This window comes from Halomonas sp. BN3-1 (assembly GCF_003056325.1).
Classification (GTDB): Bacteria; Pseudomonadota; Gammaproteobacteria; order Pseudomonadales; family Halomonadaceae; genus Halomonas; species Halomonas litopenaei.
In genome coordinates, this window is sequence record NZ_PYVV01000001.1 from 394423 (window position 1) to 409953 (window position 15531).

Here is a 15531-nt window from a genome sequence, read left to right on the forward strand (position 1 = left end):
GCGTCATCACCGGAGACAGATTCAGATGAAACTTTTCTACCATCCTGACCAGGAACGTCACGCGCCGCCTCAGTTCCTGAAGCGTGGAGCCCTTACCGATTCCCCCGAAGGGCCCCGCCGGGCGGAGCTTCTGAGCGAAGGCCTGGCCGAGGTCGGCCTGGCCCTGACCGCGCCGGCCGAGGTCGACAGTCCCACGCTCAGGGAGCGTCTCAAGGAGATCCACAGCGAGCGCTACCTGGATTTTCTCGAGACCATCCATGCCCGCTGGCAGGCGTTGCCGGACGCCACCGAATTTGTGGCGCCGAACGTCCACCCCTGCGGCGGCGGCAAGCACTACCCGCGCCATCCGGTGGGGCAGGTGGGCTGGCACATGCACGACATGGCCTGTCCGATGACCGAGACCAGCTTTCAAGGCATCCTGGCCAGTGCCGCTACCGCCCAGGCCGCCGCCGAAAGCATCGTCGCCGGCGGCGGCACCGCCTACGCTCTGTGTCGTCCGCCGGGGCACCACGCCGGTCCCGATCGTGCCGGGGGCTTCTGTTTTCTGAACAACGCCGCCCTGGCGGCCACGGTGCTGCGCGAGCATGTGTCCCAGGTGGCGATCCTCGATATCGACCTCCACCACGGTAACGGCACCCAGGACATCTTCTACGACCGTGGCGACGTCTGGACAGGATCGCTGCACGTCGATCCCAGCGAGTTCTATCCCTACTATTGGGGCGGTGCCGGCGAGACCGGTATCGGTCCTGGACTCGGCGCCAACCTCAATGTGCCGCTGGCACTGGGCAGCGGTATCGAGGCCTTTCAGGCCGGTCTCGATGAGCTGCTCGACGCCATGGCGAGCTTCAGCCCGGACGCGCTGGTCGTGGCGCTGGGACTCGATGCCCACAAGGACGACCCGCTGGCGGGGCTGACGCTTGAAACCCCGGACTTCGTCGCCATCGGTCGCCAGATCGGTGAGCTGGGCCTGCCCACCGTGCTGGTGCAGGAGGGCGGCTATCCGACCGCGGCCTTGAGCCATAACCTGGCCGCCTTCCTGCGCGGATTCAACGACGCCTGACCATAGCTTGATAAAGCCTGATACAGCCCTGAACAGCTCAATATTTAGCCCAACGATCATCCCGCGGATGATCTCCCACAAGGAAAACACCATGAGCCCGACCCTTCACGACAGCAACGACCGCATGAGCCAGATCGCCGTGCACAATGGCACCGTCTACCTCTCCGGCCAGGTACCGGCGGACGCCAGCCAAGGCATGCGCGGCCAGACCGAGCAGGTGCTGGCGCGAATCGACGAACTGCTGGCCAAGGCCGGGACCTCCAAGGATCGACTGATCTCGGCCCAGGTGTGGGTTACCGACATGGCCGAATTTGACGAGATGAATGCCGCCTGGGATGCCTGGGTCAGCCCCGGTCGTCCGCCGGTGCGTGCCGCGGTGGAAGCGCGCCTGGCCCGGCCGGAGTGGAAGGTCGAGATCATGGTGGTGGCCGCCTTGCCCCAGGCCTGAGGTCACCCATGAGCCACAGCAAGACGACGGGTTTTTATTGGCACGAGCGCTGCTTCTGGCACGACCAGGGGGCGATCGGGGTATTTTCGGCGCCAGGGCCCTGGCTGCAGCCCCAGCCGGCCTCGGAGAGCCCGGAGAGCAAGCGCCGTCTCAAGAACCTGCTGGAGGTCAGCGGGCTGATCGACGAGCTTGAGGTGGTGAAGCCGCCGGCGGCCGGCCGCGAGGACCTGCAGCGCTTCCACACGAAAGACTACCTTGATGCGCTGGAGGCAGGTGATGCGGGCCTGGGTGGCGATGCCGGCGAGGCCGCGCCCTATCGCCCGGGCAGTCTGGCCAGCGCCCGGCAGTCCGCCGGGCTTGCCATCGCAGCGGTGGAGGCGGTGGCCCGTGGCACCCACGCCAGTGCCTATGCGCTGTGCCGTCCACCGGGGCACCACGCCGAAGCCGATCGCGGTCGCGGCTTCTGCCTGCTCGGCAACATTCCAGTGGCGGTGATGCGAGCGAAGGCGCTGGGGCTGGTGCAGCGGGTGGCGATCCTCGACTGGGACGTACACCACGGCAACGGCCAGCAGAGCGCCTTCTGGGACGACCCCAAGGTGCTGACGGTATCGCTGCACCAGGCCGGCAACTATCCGCTCGAGACCGGTGGCTTCGACGAGCAGGGTGGTGAGGGCGCGCCGGGGTCCTGTCTCAACCTGCCGTTGCCGCCGGGCTCGGGGCTTGGCGCCTACGACTATGCGTTCGAGCGCCTGGTGCTGCCGGCCATCGAGGCCTTCGCGCCGGATCTGATCGTGGTGGCCTGTGGCTATGACGCCTGCGCCAAGGACCCGCTGGGCAAGATGCTGCTCAATAGCCATGCCTTCGGGCGCATGGCCCAGTCGGTCAAGGCGCTGGCTCAGCGATGTTGTGAAGGGCGCCTGGTGGTCGTCCACGAAGGCGGCTATTCGGAAGGCTATGTCCCGCTGTGTGGCCATGCCGTGATTCAGGCGCTGGCCGACAGCGACATCGGCGTGGATGACCCACAGAACGACGAGATCGCTGCCTGGGGCTATCAGGCACTGCAGCCCCACCAGCGCGAACTGATCGACGGCTGGCGGCGCGACTGGCCTGGGCAGATCACCGAGGCCCACGACGACAGCCAGGCTGAAGAGGCTATCGCCTGCGTCTGTGGCAGGGACAGCGATGCAAACAGGAACAGGAACAGGGACAGGAACAGGGACAGGGAGCCAGGCACATGAGTGGACTGCACCAGCGCGACGGCTGGATCTGGAAGAACGGCGAATGGCTGCCCTGGCGGGAGGCCACGACCCATCTGCTGACCCACTCGCTGCACTATGGCATGGGCTGCTTCGAGGGGGTGCGCGCCTATCGTGACGACAACGGCAATGCCCGGCTGTTTCGGGTCCACGAGCATACCCGACGCCTGCTGGACAGCGCCCATATCCTCGACCTCGAGGTGCCCTGGAGCCATGAAGAGCTGATCGAGGCGCAGAGCCAGTGCCTGGTCCGCAACGGACTGACCGATGCCTATCTCAAGCCCACCGTGTTTCTCGGTCCCGAGGGCCTTGGGCTGCGCGCCAAGGCGTTGAGCTGTCAGATGATGGTGGTGGCCTGGGACCTGGGACCCTACGTCAGCGCCGAGACCGCTGCCGTCGGGCTCAGGGCCCTGACCTCGTCCTGGGCGCGCCACCACGTCAATATCAGCGCCTGTCGGGCCAAGACCAGCGGCCACTACGTCAACAGCATGCTGGCATTGAATACGGCGGTGAAGGCGGGCTTTGACGAGGCGATCATGCTTGACGCCGAAGGCTACGTGGCCGAGGCCAGCGCGGCCAATGTCTTTCTCTATCGAGACGGGGTGTTGCACACGCCGGAGGTCACCTCCTGCCTGCAGGGGATCACCCGGGACAGCGTGATCCGATTGGCGCGTGAGGTGTTGGGCGTGGAGGTGCATGAGCGCCGCATCACCCGCGATGAGCTGTACATCGCCGACGAGGCCTTTGTTACCGGCACCGCCGCCGAGATACTGCCGTTGCGGGAGCTCGATGGTCGCCATATCGGCGCCCGCGCCGGCGCACCCGGGGTCGCTGAGCCGATAGCCGCCGATAGCCTGACGGCAAGACTGCAGCGGCTGTATCGCGACGTCTGTCGAGGTCGGTTGTCACCGGCGACCAACGGAGATCGCCATGACCTGGCGCGCTACGCCGACTGGCTGAACCTGGTCCCGACGGATAGCGAAGTGGATATTGACACAGACAGCGACTAGGACGGTTTACACAACCATCCGGCGGCAATAGATCGGAATGCCAGAGTGGCAAAGCATGGCGCACAGGGCTTTACCGATGGCCACAAAGAAAGGCGCCACGACCCTTGAGTCGTGGCGCAGCTAGCCGTCTTTCCTCCCTGGGGCAGCTTCCCTGTGCCCGTGTTGCTCCCTTGGCGCTTCCCGCGCCGTCGCCTCCGTGACGCTCGAGGGGCAGTGTCCCTTGCCCGGTGTCGCCTGAACACAGAGGTAGTATCGGCCAGGCGTGTGTCAGTCAGATAACCGCCTCATGACCCTTTGGTGACATCCCGGCCACAGGACTTTTCTGGTACCATTCGCGCCGCCTGTTACCGGCGAAATGCCCAGGCGCCGTCGCGTACGGCAGTCGAGGCCGTCTCGCCAGGCACCAGGCTTGGCACGAAAAGCCGGCGAGCGCAGGTGCTTTTCCGACAAGCCTTGATTGCGCAAACCCTCTCTCGAACATAAACCTGGATTCGTCTATGAACGCTGTAATCCTTGCCGTGCTGGTGATGGTGGGACTGTCGCTGGCGCGGGTCTCCGTGGTGCTGGCCCTGGTGGTAGGGGCGCTGGTGGGCGGCCTGGCCGGTGGTCTGTCCATCGAGGACACCCTGGCGGCCTTCAACGACGGTGTCGGTGGCGGTGCCAAGGTGGCGCTGGCCTACGCCACCCTCGGTGCCTTCGCCGTGGCGATCTCTCGCTCGGGCCTGCCGGACCTGCTGGCACGCCGCCTGATCACTCTGCTGGGGCAGGAGTCCAGCGCGTCCCGTCAGGCCACGGTCAAGTACCTGCTGATCGGTAGCGTGCTGCTGGTGGCGATCTCCTCCCAGAACCTGATCCCGGTCCACATCGCCTTTATTCCGATCCTGATTCCGCCGCTGCTCAAGGTGATGAATCAGCTCAGAATGGACCGCCGCGCGGTCGCCTGTACCCTGACCTTCGGCCTGACCGCGCCCTACATGTTGCTGCCGGTAGGCTTCGGGGCGATCTTCCTCAACGACATCCTGCTGGCCAACATCAACGAGGCTGGCGCCGCACTGGGCCTCGAGATCGACCGCGCCATGGTGCCCATGGCCATGGGTGTGCCGGTCGCCGGCATGTTCCTCGGGCTTCTGGTGGCGGTGTTCCTGTCCTACCGCAAGCCTCGGGTCTATGACGAGGTGGAGCTTGGCAATACGCCGGCCCACGGCCATGGCCACGACCACAGCGAGATCGAGGAGCCTCACACCCTGGGCCTGATCATGTCGGTGATAGCGATCGTCGCTGCGCTCGGTATCCAGCTCTATACCGGCTCAATGATCCTGGGTGGCCTGGTGGGCTTTTCGCTGTTGTCCATGGGCGGCATCTTCCGCTGGCGCGAAGCCGATGATCTGTTCACCAGCGGCATGCGCATGATGGCCCTGATCGGCTTCATCATGATCTCGGCCTCCGGCTTCGCGGCCGTGATGACCGCCACCGGCGAGATCGAGACCCTGGTCAGCGCCAGCGTCGAGGTCATCGGCGACAACCGTGGCCTGGCGGCGCTCTTGATGCTGCTGGTGGGTCTGTTCATCACCCTGGGCATCGGCTCGTCGTTTTCGACCATCCCGATCATCGCCGCCATCTTCGTTCCGCTGGCGGTACAGTTCGGCTTCTCCGATCTGGCGACGGTCGCCCTGGTCGGCACCGCCGCCGCCCTGGGTGACGCCGGCTCCCCGGCGTCGGACTCCACTCTCGGGCCAACCTCCGGCCTCAACGTGGATCGTCAGCATGACCACATCTGGGACAGCGTGGTGCCGACCTTCGTGCACTACAACATCCCGTTGATCGGCTTTGGCTGGCTGGCGGCGATGACGCTGTGATCGCCCGCCGGAAAGCCCAGACGCCCGCGCTATTCGCGCGGGCGTTTTTTTGTGCGCCAGGCCCGGCCCGAACATCGACGTGTGAGCCACTGCAATAGTGAGACATGAGTGCTACGGGTTGTGCAGATCCGTCGATATGGTCCACGCTGGGGGAGACTCATCGACCGGTGGGTCGTGGCGCTCCCGGGAAGATGAAGGAGTTATCGAGCCCAGGGCGCAGCAAGACACTTGTTCACAGATGGAGAGGATCGACACATGGACAGGAGCGACAAGATGTTGAAGGCACGCGTGTTTGCCGGATCGTGCTTGCTGGGGGCAGGCCTGCTGGTAACAGGCGCCGCCCACGCCGCCACGGAGGTGGAGATGCACAGCGTCAGCACCGACGGTATTGGCGACTCCCTCGGCACCATCAGTTTCGAGGATAGTGAGCATGGTCTCAGGATCACCCCCGACCTTGAGGGTCTGGATACCGGCATCCACGGCCTTCACGTTCACGTGAACCCGAGCTGCGAGCCGGCCGAGAAGGATGGCGAGACGGTTGCGGCGGCTGGCGCCGGAGGCCACTTCGACCCGGAGGACACCGGCACCCACCAGGGCCCCTACGGTGACGGCCACCTGGGTGACCTGCCGGCGCTGGCGTTGGGACAGCAGGGCGAGGCGACACTGCCGACCCTGGCGCCGCGCATCAGCGAGGAGGACCTTGCAGGTCACGCCATCATGATTCACACCGGTGGTGACAACTACTCCGACGAGCCCAAGCTCGGCGGTGGCGGAGCCCGCGTCGCTTGTGGCGTCATCGAAGGCTGATCGACACCACCCCCGACATGGCCATCCAGGCCCCGCCCAGGCGGGGCCTTTTGCTGTAGTGACGTCAGTCCTGGCGATCGTCGCTGGAAGGGGGCAGGTGTGCCTCGAGCGACGACAGCAGGCCGCGCAGCAGCGAGAGTTCCTTGCGCGTGGGTGTAGCCCTGGCGAACAGCGCCTGGAGCTGTTCCTCGGTGCGCGCGTGGGGCTGGGTAATAAAACCGCTGTCGCGCATCACCCGGCCCAGATGTGCCTGAAAGTGGGCGACCTGCTCGCGGGTGGGCTGGCGTAGCCGAGACGGAGTCCCCGAAGTGGCGACGTTGTCGGTGTCGGTATCGGTGTCGGTATCGGTGTCGGTATCCGTGTCGGCATCGCGATCGACGGCGGCATCGACATCAGGGCAGGGGAGTCGGCGCCAGGCCCGGCGCAACTCGTAGGCCAGCACCTGCACCGCCTGGGACAGGTTCAGAATGCCGTAGTCGGGATTGGCCGGAATGCTGACCTGATGCGAGCACAGGCGGATTTCGTCGTTGGTCAGGCCGAAGCGCTCGCGGCCGAAGACCAGTGCCACCGGGTCGTGTACTGCGTCCTTCACCAGCGCCTGGGCCATCTCGTCCGGTTCGTCGTAGTGAGGCAGTGGCAGGCTTCTCAGCCTGGCGCTGGCGCCGACCACCCTGACACAGTCATCGATGGCGTCCTCGAGACGTTCGACCACGCGGGCGTTTTCGACCACATCTGCCGCACCTGCGGCCAGGCGGGTGGCCTCTTCATCGGGAAAGACGCGTGGATTGACCAGCACCAGATCGGTGAGTCCCATGGTCTTCATCGCGCGAGCGGCGGAGCCGATGTTGCCGGGATGGTAGGTCTGGACGAGAACGATGCGCAGATTGGCGAAGGGCAAGGCTTGAGTCATGGAGCACGGCAACCGTCGATGGGTAAACGAGCGACACCATACCGCCACTTTCGCCCAAAGCGAAGGGGCCGCGATGGCGGCCCCTGAGACGATGGTGGAAAGATCAGGCTGTCTGTGAACGATACCGCCTTAGGCTGCGGCTGAATGCCACCAGCATCACCAGCATCACGCCCAGCATGCCCCCCAGGATGAGGGCGAGCGCCAGCACCAGGGCCTTGCCGGGGCCTTCGGGCTGCATTGGGCGATAGGCCACATTGACTACCTCGACGACGTCGATGTCGTCGGCGGTGATGCGGTTGGCCCTCAGTAGAGTGTTTTCCTGGCGCAGCTGGTTGTAGGCATCGATAAACGGCGAGTCATTCTCGCGGGCCTTGAAGGCTTCGATACGCCGCTGGTGCTGCAACTGTTCGAGCTGCTTTTCGATCTGACGGATGGCCGGCGAGGTGATGGGCTGGTCGAGACCTTGCTTCAACACCTCGCGCTCGGCCGCCAGGGCTTCGGTACCCAGGAAGTACAGTGGCAGATCGTTGCCGATGCTGACGTTGTCGTAGACGATACGCGCGGCGTCATCGGCGTCTCCCAGCGATAGCGGAGACGTCGGCTTGGAAATGCCGAGCATGCCGGCGATCTCTTCTGCCTGTTCCAGGGTGCGAATGCGCTCCTCGCGTGAAGCGCGCTCCGCGGCGCGTTCGGCGGCGAGCTGATCCTGAAGCTCGAGTCGGCGAACCGAGTGTTCCTCGTTCATCCGCGTGACGGTGGCATCCAGTTCTGCGTCGTAGGCCTCCAGGTGGGCCTCCATCTGGGCTTCGTTGCGCGAAATGGCGCTGGCCAGGCTGCGGTCGACGCGCGCAAGCAGGTCCGTGATGTACTGCTGCTGCGACCACTGGAAGTACTGGTTCAGCAATGCAGCGCCGTCGATGTCTTCGGGATAGGAGAAGCTGACCTCCCCGGGACTGCCGGCGGCGAGGTCGCCAGGCGCTACCTTCAACTCACGGAACTGCGTGCGAAGCACCGTGCCTTCGAGTTCCGGGGCACTATCCTGCATCAGCATGTCGGCGTAGTCGGGGTGCTGATCGAGGAAGACGCGGAAGCGCTCGTAACTCCCCAGACGAATCTCCAGCTCGGAAACGGCCTGCTGGGGAGTGACGGCAACCCCCGGAATGCGGTTGATGACATTGAGGCCATCACTCGTCTCGGTGTAGGTGAGTGAAGAATGGTATGACGGTGTCGATGCCACCAGATAGATCGACGCCAGTACGAGACAGGTTGCCATGCTGACGGCGATCCAGCGCCATCCGTTGATCAGCATGATGGCAATGTCCCGCAGGTCAATCTCGTCGGTGGAATGATGCTGGGATTGATCGACGGAGTGGTGGTTGAAAGAGTTCATGCGTGAGGATTCCAGACAGCAAGCCTCGCCGTCAGAGCGAGCAGGTGAACGAGCAGGACAGACACTTCCACAAGAAGGAATTGAGAGGTGTCGACCAGACCCAGATACAGCAGGAAGATGGGAGCCAGCATCGCGGCGAGCATGATGACCGCGGAGATATAGCGGCGTTCGCTGAACGCCAGAGCGCCCGGAAGCAGCAGCATCATGGGAGATGCCACCAGGTGTTTTAATGTTGACATAGCGTTTATCAGCCCTGCGTGAGCCAAAAGGTAGTGCTTATATGCACTTTTTTCGCGGCACGAATGTAGCAGGATGAAGGCGAGTTTGTAAGCCGGCAAATAGATTATTTCGTGCATTTCCTTACATAACGCCAGCAATATCTCGATGTATCTTTACATAGATGCTTATTTGGCCAGTTATTTTTTGCTAAAACGGCTGTAGCAACCATAAGCAACCGTAAGCAGCGATATGCCTTAATGTGCACAATCGACGTGGCACCAGCGCCAAGAAAGTCACGTTCAGCCTTCCGTGCAAGAGTCGGCAGGGCATAAAAGGAGAAAGGGGAGCCAGGGAGCGAAGTAGGCGAGGTCGAGAGCCGGCACGTACACAACGACCCCGAGTCAGACCCAGGTCTGACTCGAGGCGAGTGCTAAACGGCTGGTGCTATGCAATAGCGTTGGAAAGCCTGGGGGGCGCGGCTAGGGGTGCAGCGCTGGCGCTGCAGGTCTGGATGGCGACATCAAGCGCGCTGGGCCCTGTAGCGCTTGAGGCTTCGGCCGAACGATACGCACATCACCAGCATGACGCCGAGCATGCCCCCCAGTATCACGGCGAGGGCCAGCACCAGGGCCTTGCCCGGGCCTTCTGGGCGGTTCGGACGATAGGCCAGGTTGACCACCTCGACGACGTCGATATCGTCGGCGGTGACGCGGTTGGCCCGCAGCAGGGTATTTTCCTGGCGCAGCTGGTTGTAGGCCTCGATAAACGGCGAGCCGTCATCGCGCTGCTGCAGCGCTTCGATGCGACGTTCGTGCTGAAGCTGTGCAATCTTCTTTTCGATATCTCGGATAGCGGAGGTGCTGGCGTCTTCTTCCAGGCTTTGTTCGACCACCTCTCTTTCTGCGGCCAGTGCCTGGGACCCCATGAAGTAGAGCGGCAGGCTGGCGCCGATACTGATGTCATCGTAGTCGGTCTGCGTCTGTCCCTCGTCACCCAGCTCCAGGGGCGAGGTGGGCTGGGTGATACCCAGGCGCCGTGCGATGGCTTCCGCCTGGGACAGAGTGCGAATGCGCTCGAGGCGAGACTTGCGCTCGGCGTTCTTTTCGGCCTGGAGTTGGTCTTCGAGTTCGGCCAGGTGAATGTCGTGCTGCTCGTGAAGACGGGTGATCTCGGCAGTCACGCTGTCCTGGTAGGCGTTCAGGTGTGCCTGCATCTTTTCGCTGTTGCGTGTCAACGCCGTTTCCAGCGCACGCGTTGCGCGCTGGACCAGGGCCTGGGTGTACTGCGCCTCTGTCCAGGCCAGATATTCATTGAGTAGCGCTGCCCCTCTGAGCGACTCCGGATATTCGAAACTCAACTGGTGGGGGCCTGCTCCTTCCGTGTCGGGAAGGCTGATCTCCAGCTTGTCGAAGTAGTGAAGGCGTAGATGCTCATCCAGAGTCACGCCCTGCTCGTCGGCCTCTGCCTGGGTGATGGACTGCCACTCAGGGTGGATATCGATGAACTCTCGCAGATTGCCGAAGCTGCCGAGCTTCAGTTCCAGTTCTGCCTGCGTAGAGGCCTTCGAATAGTCGATGCCGGGCATCTGGTTGAGCAGGCGAAGCCCCTCCGGGGAGGGCGTGTAGCTGGTTGACGCGCGAAAGCTCTGGGTGGAGATGGCAACATACACCAGGGCCAGTACCAGGGCGGTGGCCACGCTGCCAAGGATCCATTTCCAGCCTTCAAGCAACATCAGGGCGATATCGCGCAGGTCTACCTCATCATCTCGGCGATAGGAAAGCGCGGGGAGTTGGCTGTCGATAGCGCTCATCGCTGCGGCCTCCACAGTGCCAGATGCATGCTGAGGATCAGGCCATGGCCAACAAGAACAAAGGCTTCCAGCAGGCCGGCGACGGCCAGGCTCATCAGCCCCAGTGCTGCCGCAACCAGCGGAGCCAACCAGGCAATGAAGGCGACGGAGGCGCGCAGTGCATGCCCGCGTATCAGGGTAAAGCCCCCTGGAAGCAGCAAGGCGATGGGGCCGAGAAGTAATAGCCGAGAGGGTGACATCGAAGAGTCCTGATCGAGCGTTGAGGAATTGGCGGTCGATGAGCCATCGGTGTGCCACAGGGGCAACCTTCAAGGACGGGAAACCACCGACTCATCTGCTGGCCGAACAGCCTAGCGGCGTGGACGCGGCGCGACGCTGCCGTGGATCAGGAAGGGAGAAAGTAAAGGCCGCCACGCTGCGCCGCCCTGACGAAGATCAAGGACGTCGCAGCCGATGGTCTGGGCTCTTGGGTGTCGTGTGGCTGGCGGGTGAGGAGCGAAGAAGTGAGGCGACAGAGCGCGTTCTAGCGATGGTCGGCTTGGTACCAGTCGGCGAGTGTCTCGATATGGGCCGGATGGATGCCACAGCACCCGCCGATCAGACGCGCGCCCAGGGAGTGCCAGCGTTTGGCATAGTCCAGGTAGCCTGCCGGGGTGAGCTCCCGGTCCGTCGTCAAGGTGGTGTTGGCCCGGTGGGCATCGCCGATCGGTGAGAAGCTGTTGGCGTAGGCGCCCAGCGGGCGCGATAGCTTGAGTCGTTGCATGGCGTCGCCGGCGTCGACCAGTGCCTGCGCCATGACCTCCGGAATCGAGCAGTTGAACAGGATGGCGTCGGCGCCGCCCTGACATAGCTGTTGGGTGGCCTCGGCAACGGACTCTCCGGAGCGCAGGCGTGCGATGTCGGACACCTCGTCCTGCAGGGTGAGGGCGTACCAGCGAGGCTTCTCGGAGGCCGCCAGGACCTCCTGCATGACCGAGATCTCGGCAAGACTCGACAGCGTCTCGGCGAGCCACAGATCCACGTGTGGGTCCTGTGCATGATACAGGGCAGTGGTGATCTCCCTGGCGCGGCCGGGGTCGAACAGATCGGGACGATAGCTGCCCAGGGCGGGAGGCAGGCAGCCCGCGACGCTAACCGAGGCTTCTGGGGCATTTGCCTGCGGTGGTGGCTGGACGGATGCTTCCTGCCAGCGGCTGACCGCTTGCGCTGCCAGTCGTGCCGCGAGAGAAGCGAGTGCCGGCCCCTCTTCCCGATAGCGCCGCTCGCCAAGATGGAACGGCACGCAGGCGTAGCTGTTGGCAGTAATCACTCGGGCGCCGGCCCGAATAAAGTTGAGGTGGGCCTCGATGACCCGGTCGGGAGCTTCGATCAGCGCCTGGGCGCTCCACAAGGGCTGTGAGAAGGGGGCGCCGATACGCTTGAGCTCGCGCCCCATGCCGCCGTCCAGTAGCGTCAAATCCATGATGTTGCCTGCAAGTTGATCCAGCCGATAGTGAATCATGTCCCGGGGGCGGGAATAAATTGAAAAGTCCTCAACCTCTGGATGAGGCGGCTCAATGAATGGGGACAAACAAGAAAGCCCTGCCATCAGGCAGGGCTTTGTGCGCTTGGGGTGCGCGGGTCGGGCAGCCGGAGCTGCCCGGGGCAGGCGTTACATCATGCCGCCCATGCCGCCCATTCCACCCATGCCGCCCATGTCCGGAGCAGCGTCCTTCTCGTCCGGATCGTCGGCGATCATGGCTTCGGTGGTGATCAGCAGGCCAGCAACGGAGCCAGCGGACTGCAGCGCGCTGCGAGTCACCTTGGCCGGGTCCAGCACACCCATCTCGAACAGGTCGCCGTACTCGCCGGTCTGGGCGTTGTAGCCGAAGTTGCCTTCACCGTCCTTGATGCGGTTGACGATGACGGAGGCTTCCTGGCCGGCGTTGGTGACGATCTGACGCAGCGGTGCTTCCATGGCGCGCAGGGCGATGGCGATACCGTGGGTCTGGTCTTCGTTGTCACCCTTGAGACCAGCGATCTTGGTCAGGATGCGGATCAGGGCAGTACCGCCACCAGGCACGACACCTTCCTCGACCGCAGCGCGGGTAGAGTGCAGGGCGTCCTCGACCCGGGCCTTCTTCTCCTTCATCTCGACTTCGGTAGCGGCACCGACGCGGATGACGGCAACACCGCCGGCCAGCTTGGCGACACGCTCCTGGAGCTTCTCGCGATCGTAGTCGGAGGAAGTCTCTTCGATCTGGGCGCGGATCTGGTTGACGCGTGCTTCGATGTCACCGTCGTTGCCGGCACCATCGATGATGGTGGTGTTTTCCTTGGACATGGTCACGCGCTTGGCGGTGCCCAGGTGGTCCAGGGTGGCCTGCTCGAGGTTCAGACCCACTTCCTCGGAGATCACGGTGCCGTTGGTCAGGATCGCGATGTCCTGCAGCATGGCCTTGCGACGATCACCGAAGCCAGGCGCCTTGGCGGCGGCGACCTTGACGATGCCACGCATGGTGTTGACCACCAGGGTAGCCAGCGCTTCGCCTTCGATGTCTTCGGCGATGATCACCAGCGGCTTGCCGGCCTTGGCGACAGCTTCCAGGGTCGGCAGCAGTTCGCGGATGTTGGAGATCTTCTTGTCCACCAGCAGGATGAACGGATCTTCCAGTTCCACCGCCATGGTGTCCTGGTTGGTGACGAAGTACGGGCTCAGGTAGCCGCGGTCGAACTGCATGCCCTCGACCACGTCCAGCTCGTCTTCGAAGCCACGGCCTTCATCGACAGTGATGACGCCTTCCTTGCCGACCTTCTCCATCGCTTCGGCGATGATCTCGCCGATGCGCGAGTCGCCGTTGGCGGAGATGGTGCCGACCTGGGCGATGGCCTTGGAGTCGGTGCAGGGCACGGACAGGGCCTGGATTTCCTTGACCGCAGCGATGACGGCCTGGTCGATGCCGCGCTTGAGGTCCATCGGGTTCATGCCGGCGGTCACGCCCTTCAGGCCTTCGGCGACGATGGCCTGGGCCAGCACGGTAGCGGTGGTGGTACCGTCACCGGCGACGTCGGAAGTCTTGGAAGCCACTTCCTTGACCATCTGCGCGCCCATGTTTTCGAACCGGTCCTTCAGTTCGATTTCCTTGGCGACGCTGACGCCGTCCTTGGTCACGGTCGGCGCGCCGAAGGACTTCTCCAGCACCACGTTGCGACCTTTCGGGCCCAGGGTAGCCTTGACGGCATTGGCCAGGACATCGACGCCACGCGCCATGCGCTTGCGGGCATCATCAGAGAACTTGACTTGTTTCGCTGCCATTTTCTGTACTTCCTTAAAATCTAAGCGTCAAAAGTGAACGTTGAAACGAGTGAGTCTGCGGGGCAGGGCTTAGCCCTCGACGACCGCCAGGATGTCGGACTCGCTCATGATCAGGACTTCCTCGCCGTCGATCTTCTGCTTTTCGACGCCGAAGCCATCCTTGAAGATCACGGTGTCGCCGACCTTGACGTCCAGAGGACGCACGTCGCCGCTCTCGAGAATCCGACCGTTACCGACGGCGAGAACTTCGCCACGAGTCGGTTTTTCCTGGGCGTTGCCCGGAAGCACGATGCCGCCTGCGGTCTTCTGCTCTTCCTCAACGCGACGGATGACGACGCGATCGTGCAAGGGACGGATGTTCATTGCTCACGTTCTCCTGATGGTTTTGCAAGGCCGGGGCATCCACCCCGGCGGTTCATTGTTCACTCTCGTCGTGACGCCCTGCGACTCGGCGAGAGCTGGAGGTCAGTGCCGGGCTGCCGATGAAGTGGCAGGCCCTTGTCGGCCCTCCTGTCAATGGCGGGGGAGCGTGCTCCCTCACCGAAGCTTGGTGCTGCTCTGGTAAGTGGGGCTGGAGTGGGGGCTTTCAAGGGCTTGGATGAAAATTTTTTTGTCTTCTTGCATCCAAGGCTGACGGAGCCCATGAAACGGCATCGGCACCCCTAAGGGTGCCAATGCGAGGGACAAGACGATGATGCGACAAGGGTGGGTCCGCCGCGCAAGCCTCAGGCTTGTTCCACCACCTTGAGGAACGTAAGCATTGTTCAGGCAAGTCTTAGCGGCGTCGCTCATCCTTGCTGATAAATTCGCCTTCCAGCGGTTCTTCATCGCCGGCCGAACTTTCGCGCCAGCTGGTGTCATCCCGGCGACGGCCGGAAGCCTCGTCCCATCCATCGGCATTGGCCTTCGGGCCCGCAAAGCCCCCTTCCTGAGTACCGCCGAAATGGGTGCCGCCCATCTGGAAGCCCTTCATGCGCACCCCGACCTTGGCCAGCGCCTTGCCCAGCAGGCGGCGAGCGTTGGGAATCAGGCACATGAAGCCGAGTGCGTCAGACAGAAAACCCGGCGCCATCAGCAGGGCGCCACCGAAAATCAGCGCGGCACCGGTCATCAGCTCCGAGGAGGGGATCTCGCCGCGGGACATCCGCTCCTGGGCGCGTGCGAAGGTGGCCACGCCTTCGCGACGAATCAGGTGCAGACCGATGAAGCCGGTCGCCAGCACCAGCGCCAGGGTGGAAAGCAGACCGATTTCGCTACCCACCGAAAAGAGTACAGCGAAGTCGAGCAGGGCGAAGATGGTGAAGATAAGAAGAAAGGGCATGTCAGCTCCGCGTTGTGATCTCCGTTCAAGATGGGGGTGGCCACCTCGGAGTTCAAGCGTTGCTGTGGCTTTTGCTGTCGGCGGCTTTCATTTGCTGGCAGCGCCTTTCATCTGCTGGCGGCGCCTTGCCGACTCTGGCGCGGCCACTC

The 15531-nt window shown here is 63.6% G+C and carries 15 protein-coding genes; 6 read left to right on the top strand and 9 right to left on the bottom strand.

Annotated features, from left to right (window positions below; translation table 11 throughout):
- The first annotated feature begins 25 nt into the window (after positions 1–25).
- From C9F12_RS01700 to sodC, 6 genes are all read left to right on the top strand, one after another.
- Positions 26–1060, top strand: coding sequence for a histone deacetylase family protein (locus tag C9F12_RS01700; RefSeq protein ID WP_108447754.1), 1035 nt, complete (start codon positions 26–28; stop codon positions 1058–1060).
- A 91-nt stretch (positions 1061–1151) separates the two neighbouring features.
- On the top strand, positions 1152–1508 hold the full coding sequence (locus C9F12_RS01705) for a RidA family protein (protein ID WP_108132815.1): 357 nt from the start codon (positions 1152–1154) through the stop codon (positions 1506–1508).
- An 8-nt stretch (positions 1509–1516) separates the two neighbouring features.
- Complete coding sequence (locus C9F12_RS01710) at positions 1517–2746, top strand: class II histone deacetylase (protein WP_108447755.1); 1230 nt, start codon at positions 1517–1519, stop codon at positions 2744–2746.
- Entirely contained in the window at positions 2743–3774 is a 1032-nt protein-coding gene (locus C9F12_RS01715; protein WP_108447756.1) for a branched-chain amino acid transaminase, read from the top strand. Before C9F12_RS01710 ends, C9F12_RS01715 begins: the two co-directional genes overlap by 4 nt.
- 497 nt (positions 3775–4271) lie before the next feature.
- Positions 4272–5630: a Na+/H+ antiporter family protein gene (locus tag C9F12_RS01720; protein WP_045994850.1), complete on the top strand. Its 1359-nt coding sequence runs from the start codon at positions 4272–4274 to the stop codon at positions 5628–5630.
- Between the two features lie 273 nt (positions 5631–5903).
- Entirely contained in the window at positions 5904–6437 is a 534-nt protein-coding gene (gene sodC / locus C9F12_RS01725) for a superoxide dismutase family protein (RefSeq protein WP_108447974.1), read from the top strand.
- A 64-nt stretch (positions 6438–6501) separates the two neighbouring features.
- Here the strand turns inward: sodC and C9F12_RS01730 are convergent, their stop codons facing one another.
- The 9 genes from C9F12_RS01730 to C9F12_RS01770 all read right to left on the bottom strand — a co-directional run bounded on the left by C9F12_RS01730 (position 6502) and on the right by C9F12_RS01770 (position 15382).
- Positions 6502–7347 (bottom strand): RNA methyltransferase, encoded by an 846-nt coding sequence (locus C9F12_RS01730; protein WP_108447757.1) that lies wholly within the window; start codon positions 7345–7347, stop codon positions 6502–6504.
- Positions 7348–7450: 103 nt separating this feature from the next.
- On the bottom strand, positions 7451–8737 hold the full coding sequence (locus C9F12_RS01735; RefSeq protein WP_108447758.1) for a GNVR domain-containing protein: 1287 nt from the start codon (positions 8735–8737) through the stop codon (positions 7451–7453).
- Positions 8734–8943, bottom strand: a complete 210-nt coding sequence (locus C9F12_RS22435) for a hypothetical protein (RefSeq protein ID WP_162816361.1) — start codon at positions 8941–8943, stop codon at positions 8734–8736. Before C9F12_RS22435 ends, C9F12_RS01735 begins: the two co-directional genes overlap by 4 nt.
- Before the next feature lie 533 nt (positions 8944–9476).
- Positions 9477–10766, bottom strand: a complete 1290-nt coding sequence (locus C9F12_RS01745; protein ID WP_108447760.1) for a GNVR domain-containing protein — start codon at positions 10764–10766, stop codon at positions 9477–9479.
- Entirely contained in the window at positions 10763–11005 is a 243-nt protein-coding gene (locus C9F12_RS01750; protein ID WP_108447761.1) for a hypothetical protein, read from the bottom strand. Before C9F12_RS01750 ends, C9F12_RS01745 begins: the two co-directional genes overlap by 4 nt.
- Before the next feature lie 284 nt (positions 11006–11289).
- Positions 11290–12228, bottom strand: a complete 939-nt coding sequence (locus C9F12_RS01755) for a homocysteine S-methyltransferase family protein (protein ID WP_240184130.1) — start codon at positions 12226–12228, stop codon at positions 11290–11292.
- Positions 12229–12417: 189 nt separating this feature from the next.
- Positions 12418–14061, bottom strand: a complete 1644-nt coding sequence (gene groL, locus C9F12_RS01760; RefSeq protein ID WP_045994578.1) for a chaperonin GroEL — start codon at positions 14059–14061, stop codon at positions 12418–12420.
- A 69-nt stretch (positions 14062–14130) separates the two neighbouring features.
- Entirely contained in the window at positions 14131–14424 is a 294-nt protein-coding gene (locus C9F12_RS01765) for a co-chaperone GroES (protein WP_045994577.1), read from the bottom strand.
- Positions 14425–14836: 412 nt separating this feature from the next.
- Positions 14837–15382, bottom strand: coding sequence for an FxsA family protein (locus tag C9F12_RS01770; protein WP_108447762.1), 546 nt, complete (start codon positions 15380–15382; stop codon positions 14837–14839).
- Between the last annotated feature and the right edge of the window lie 149 nt (positions 15383–15531).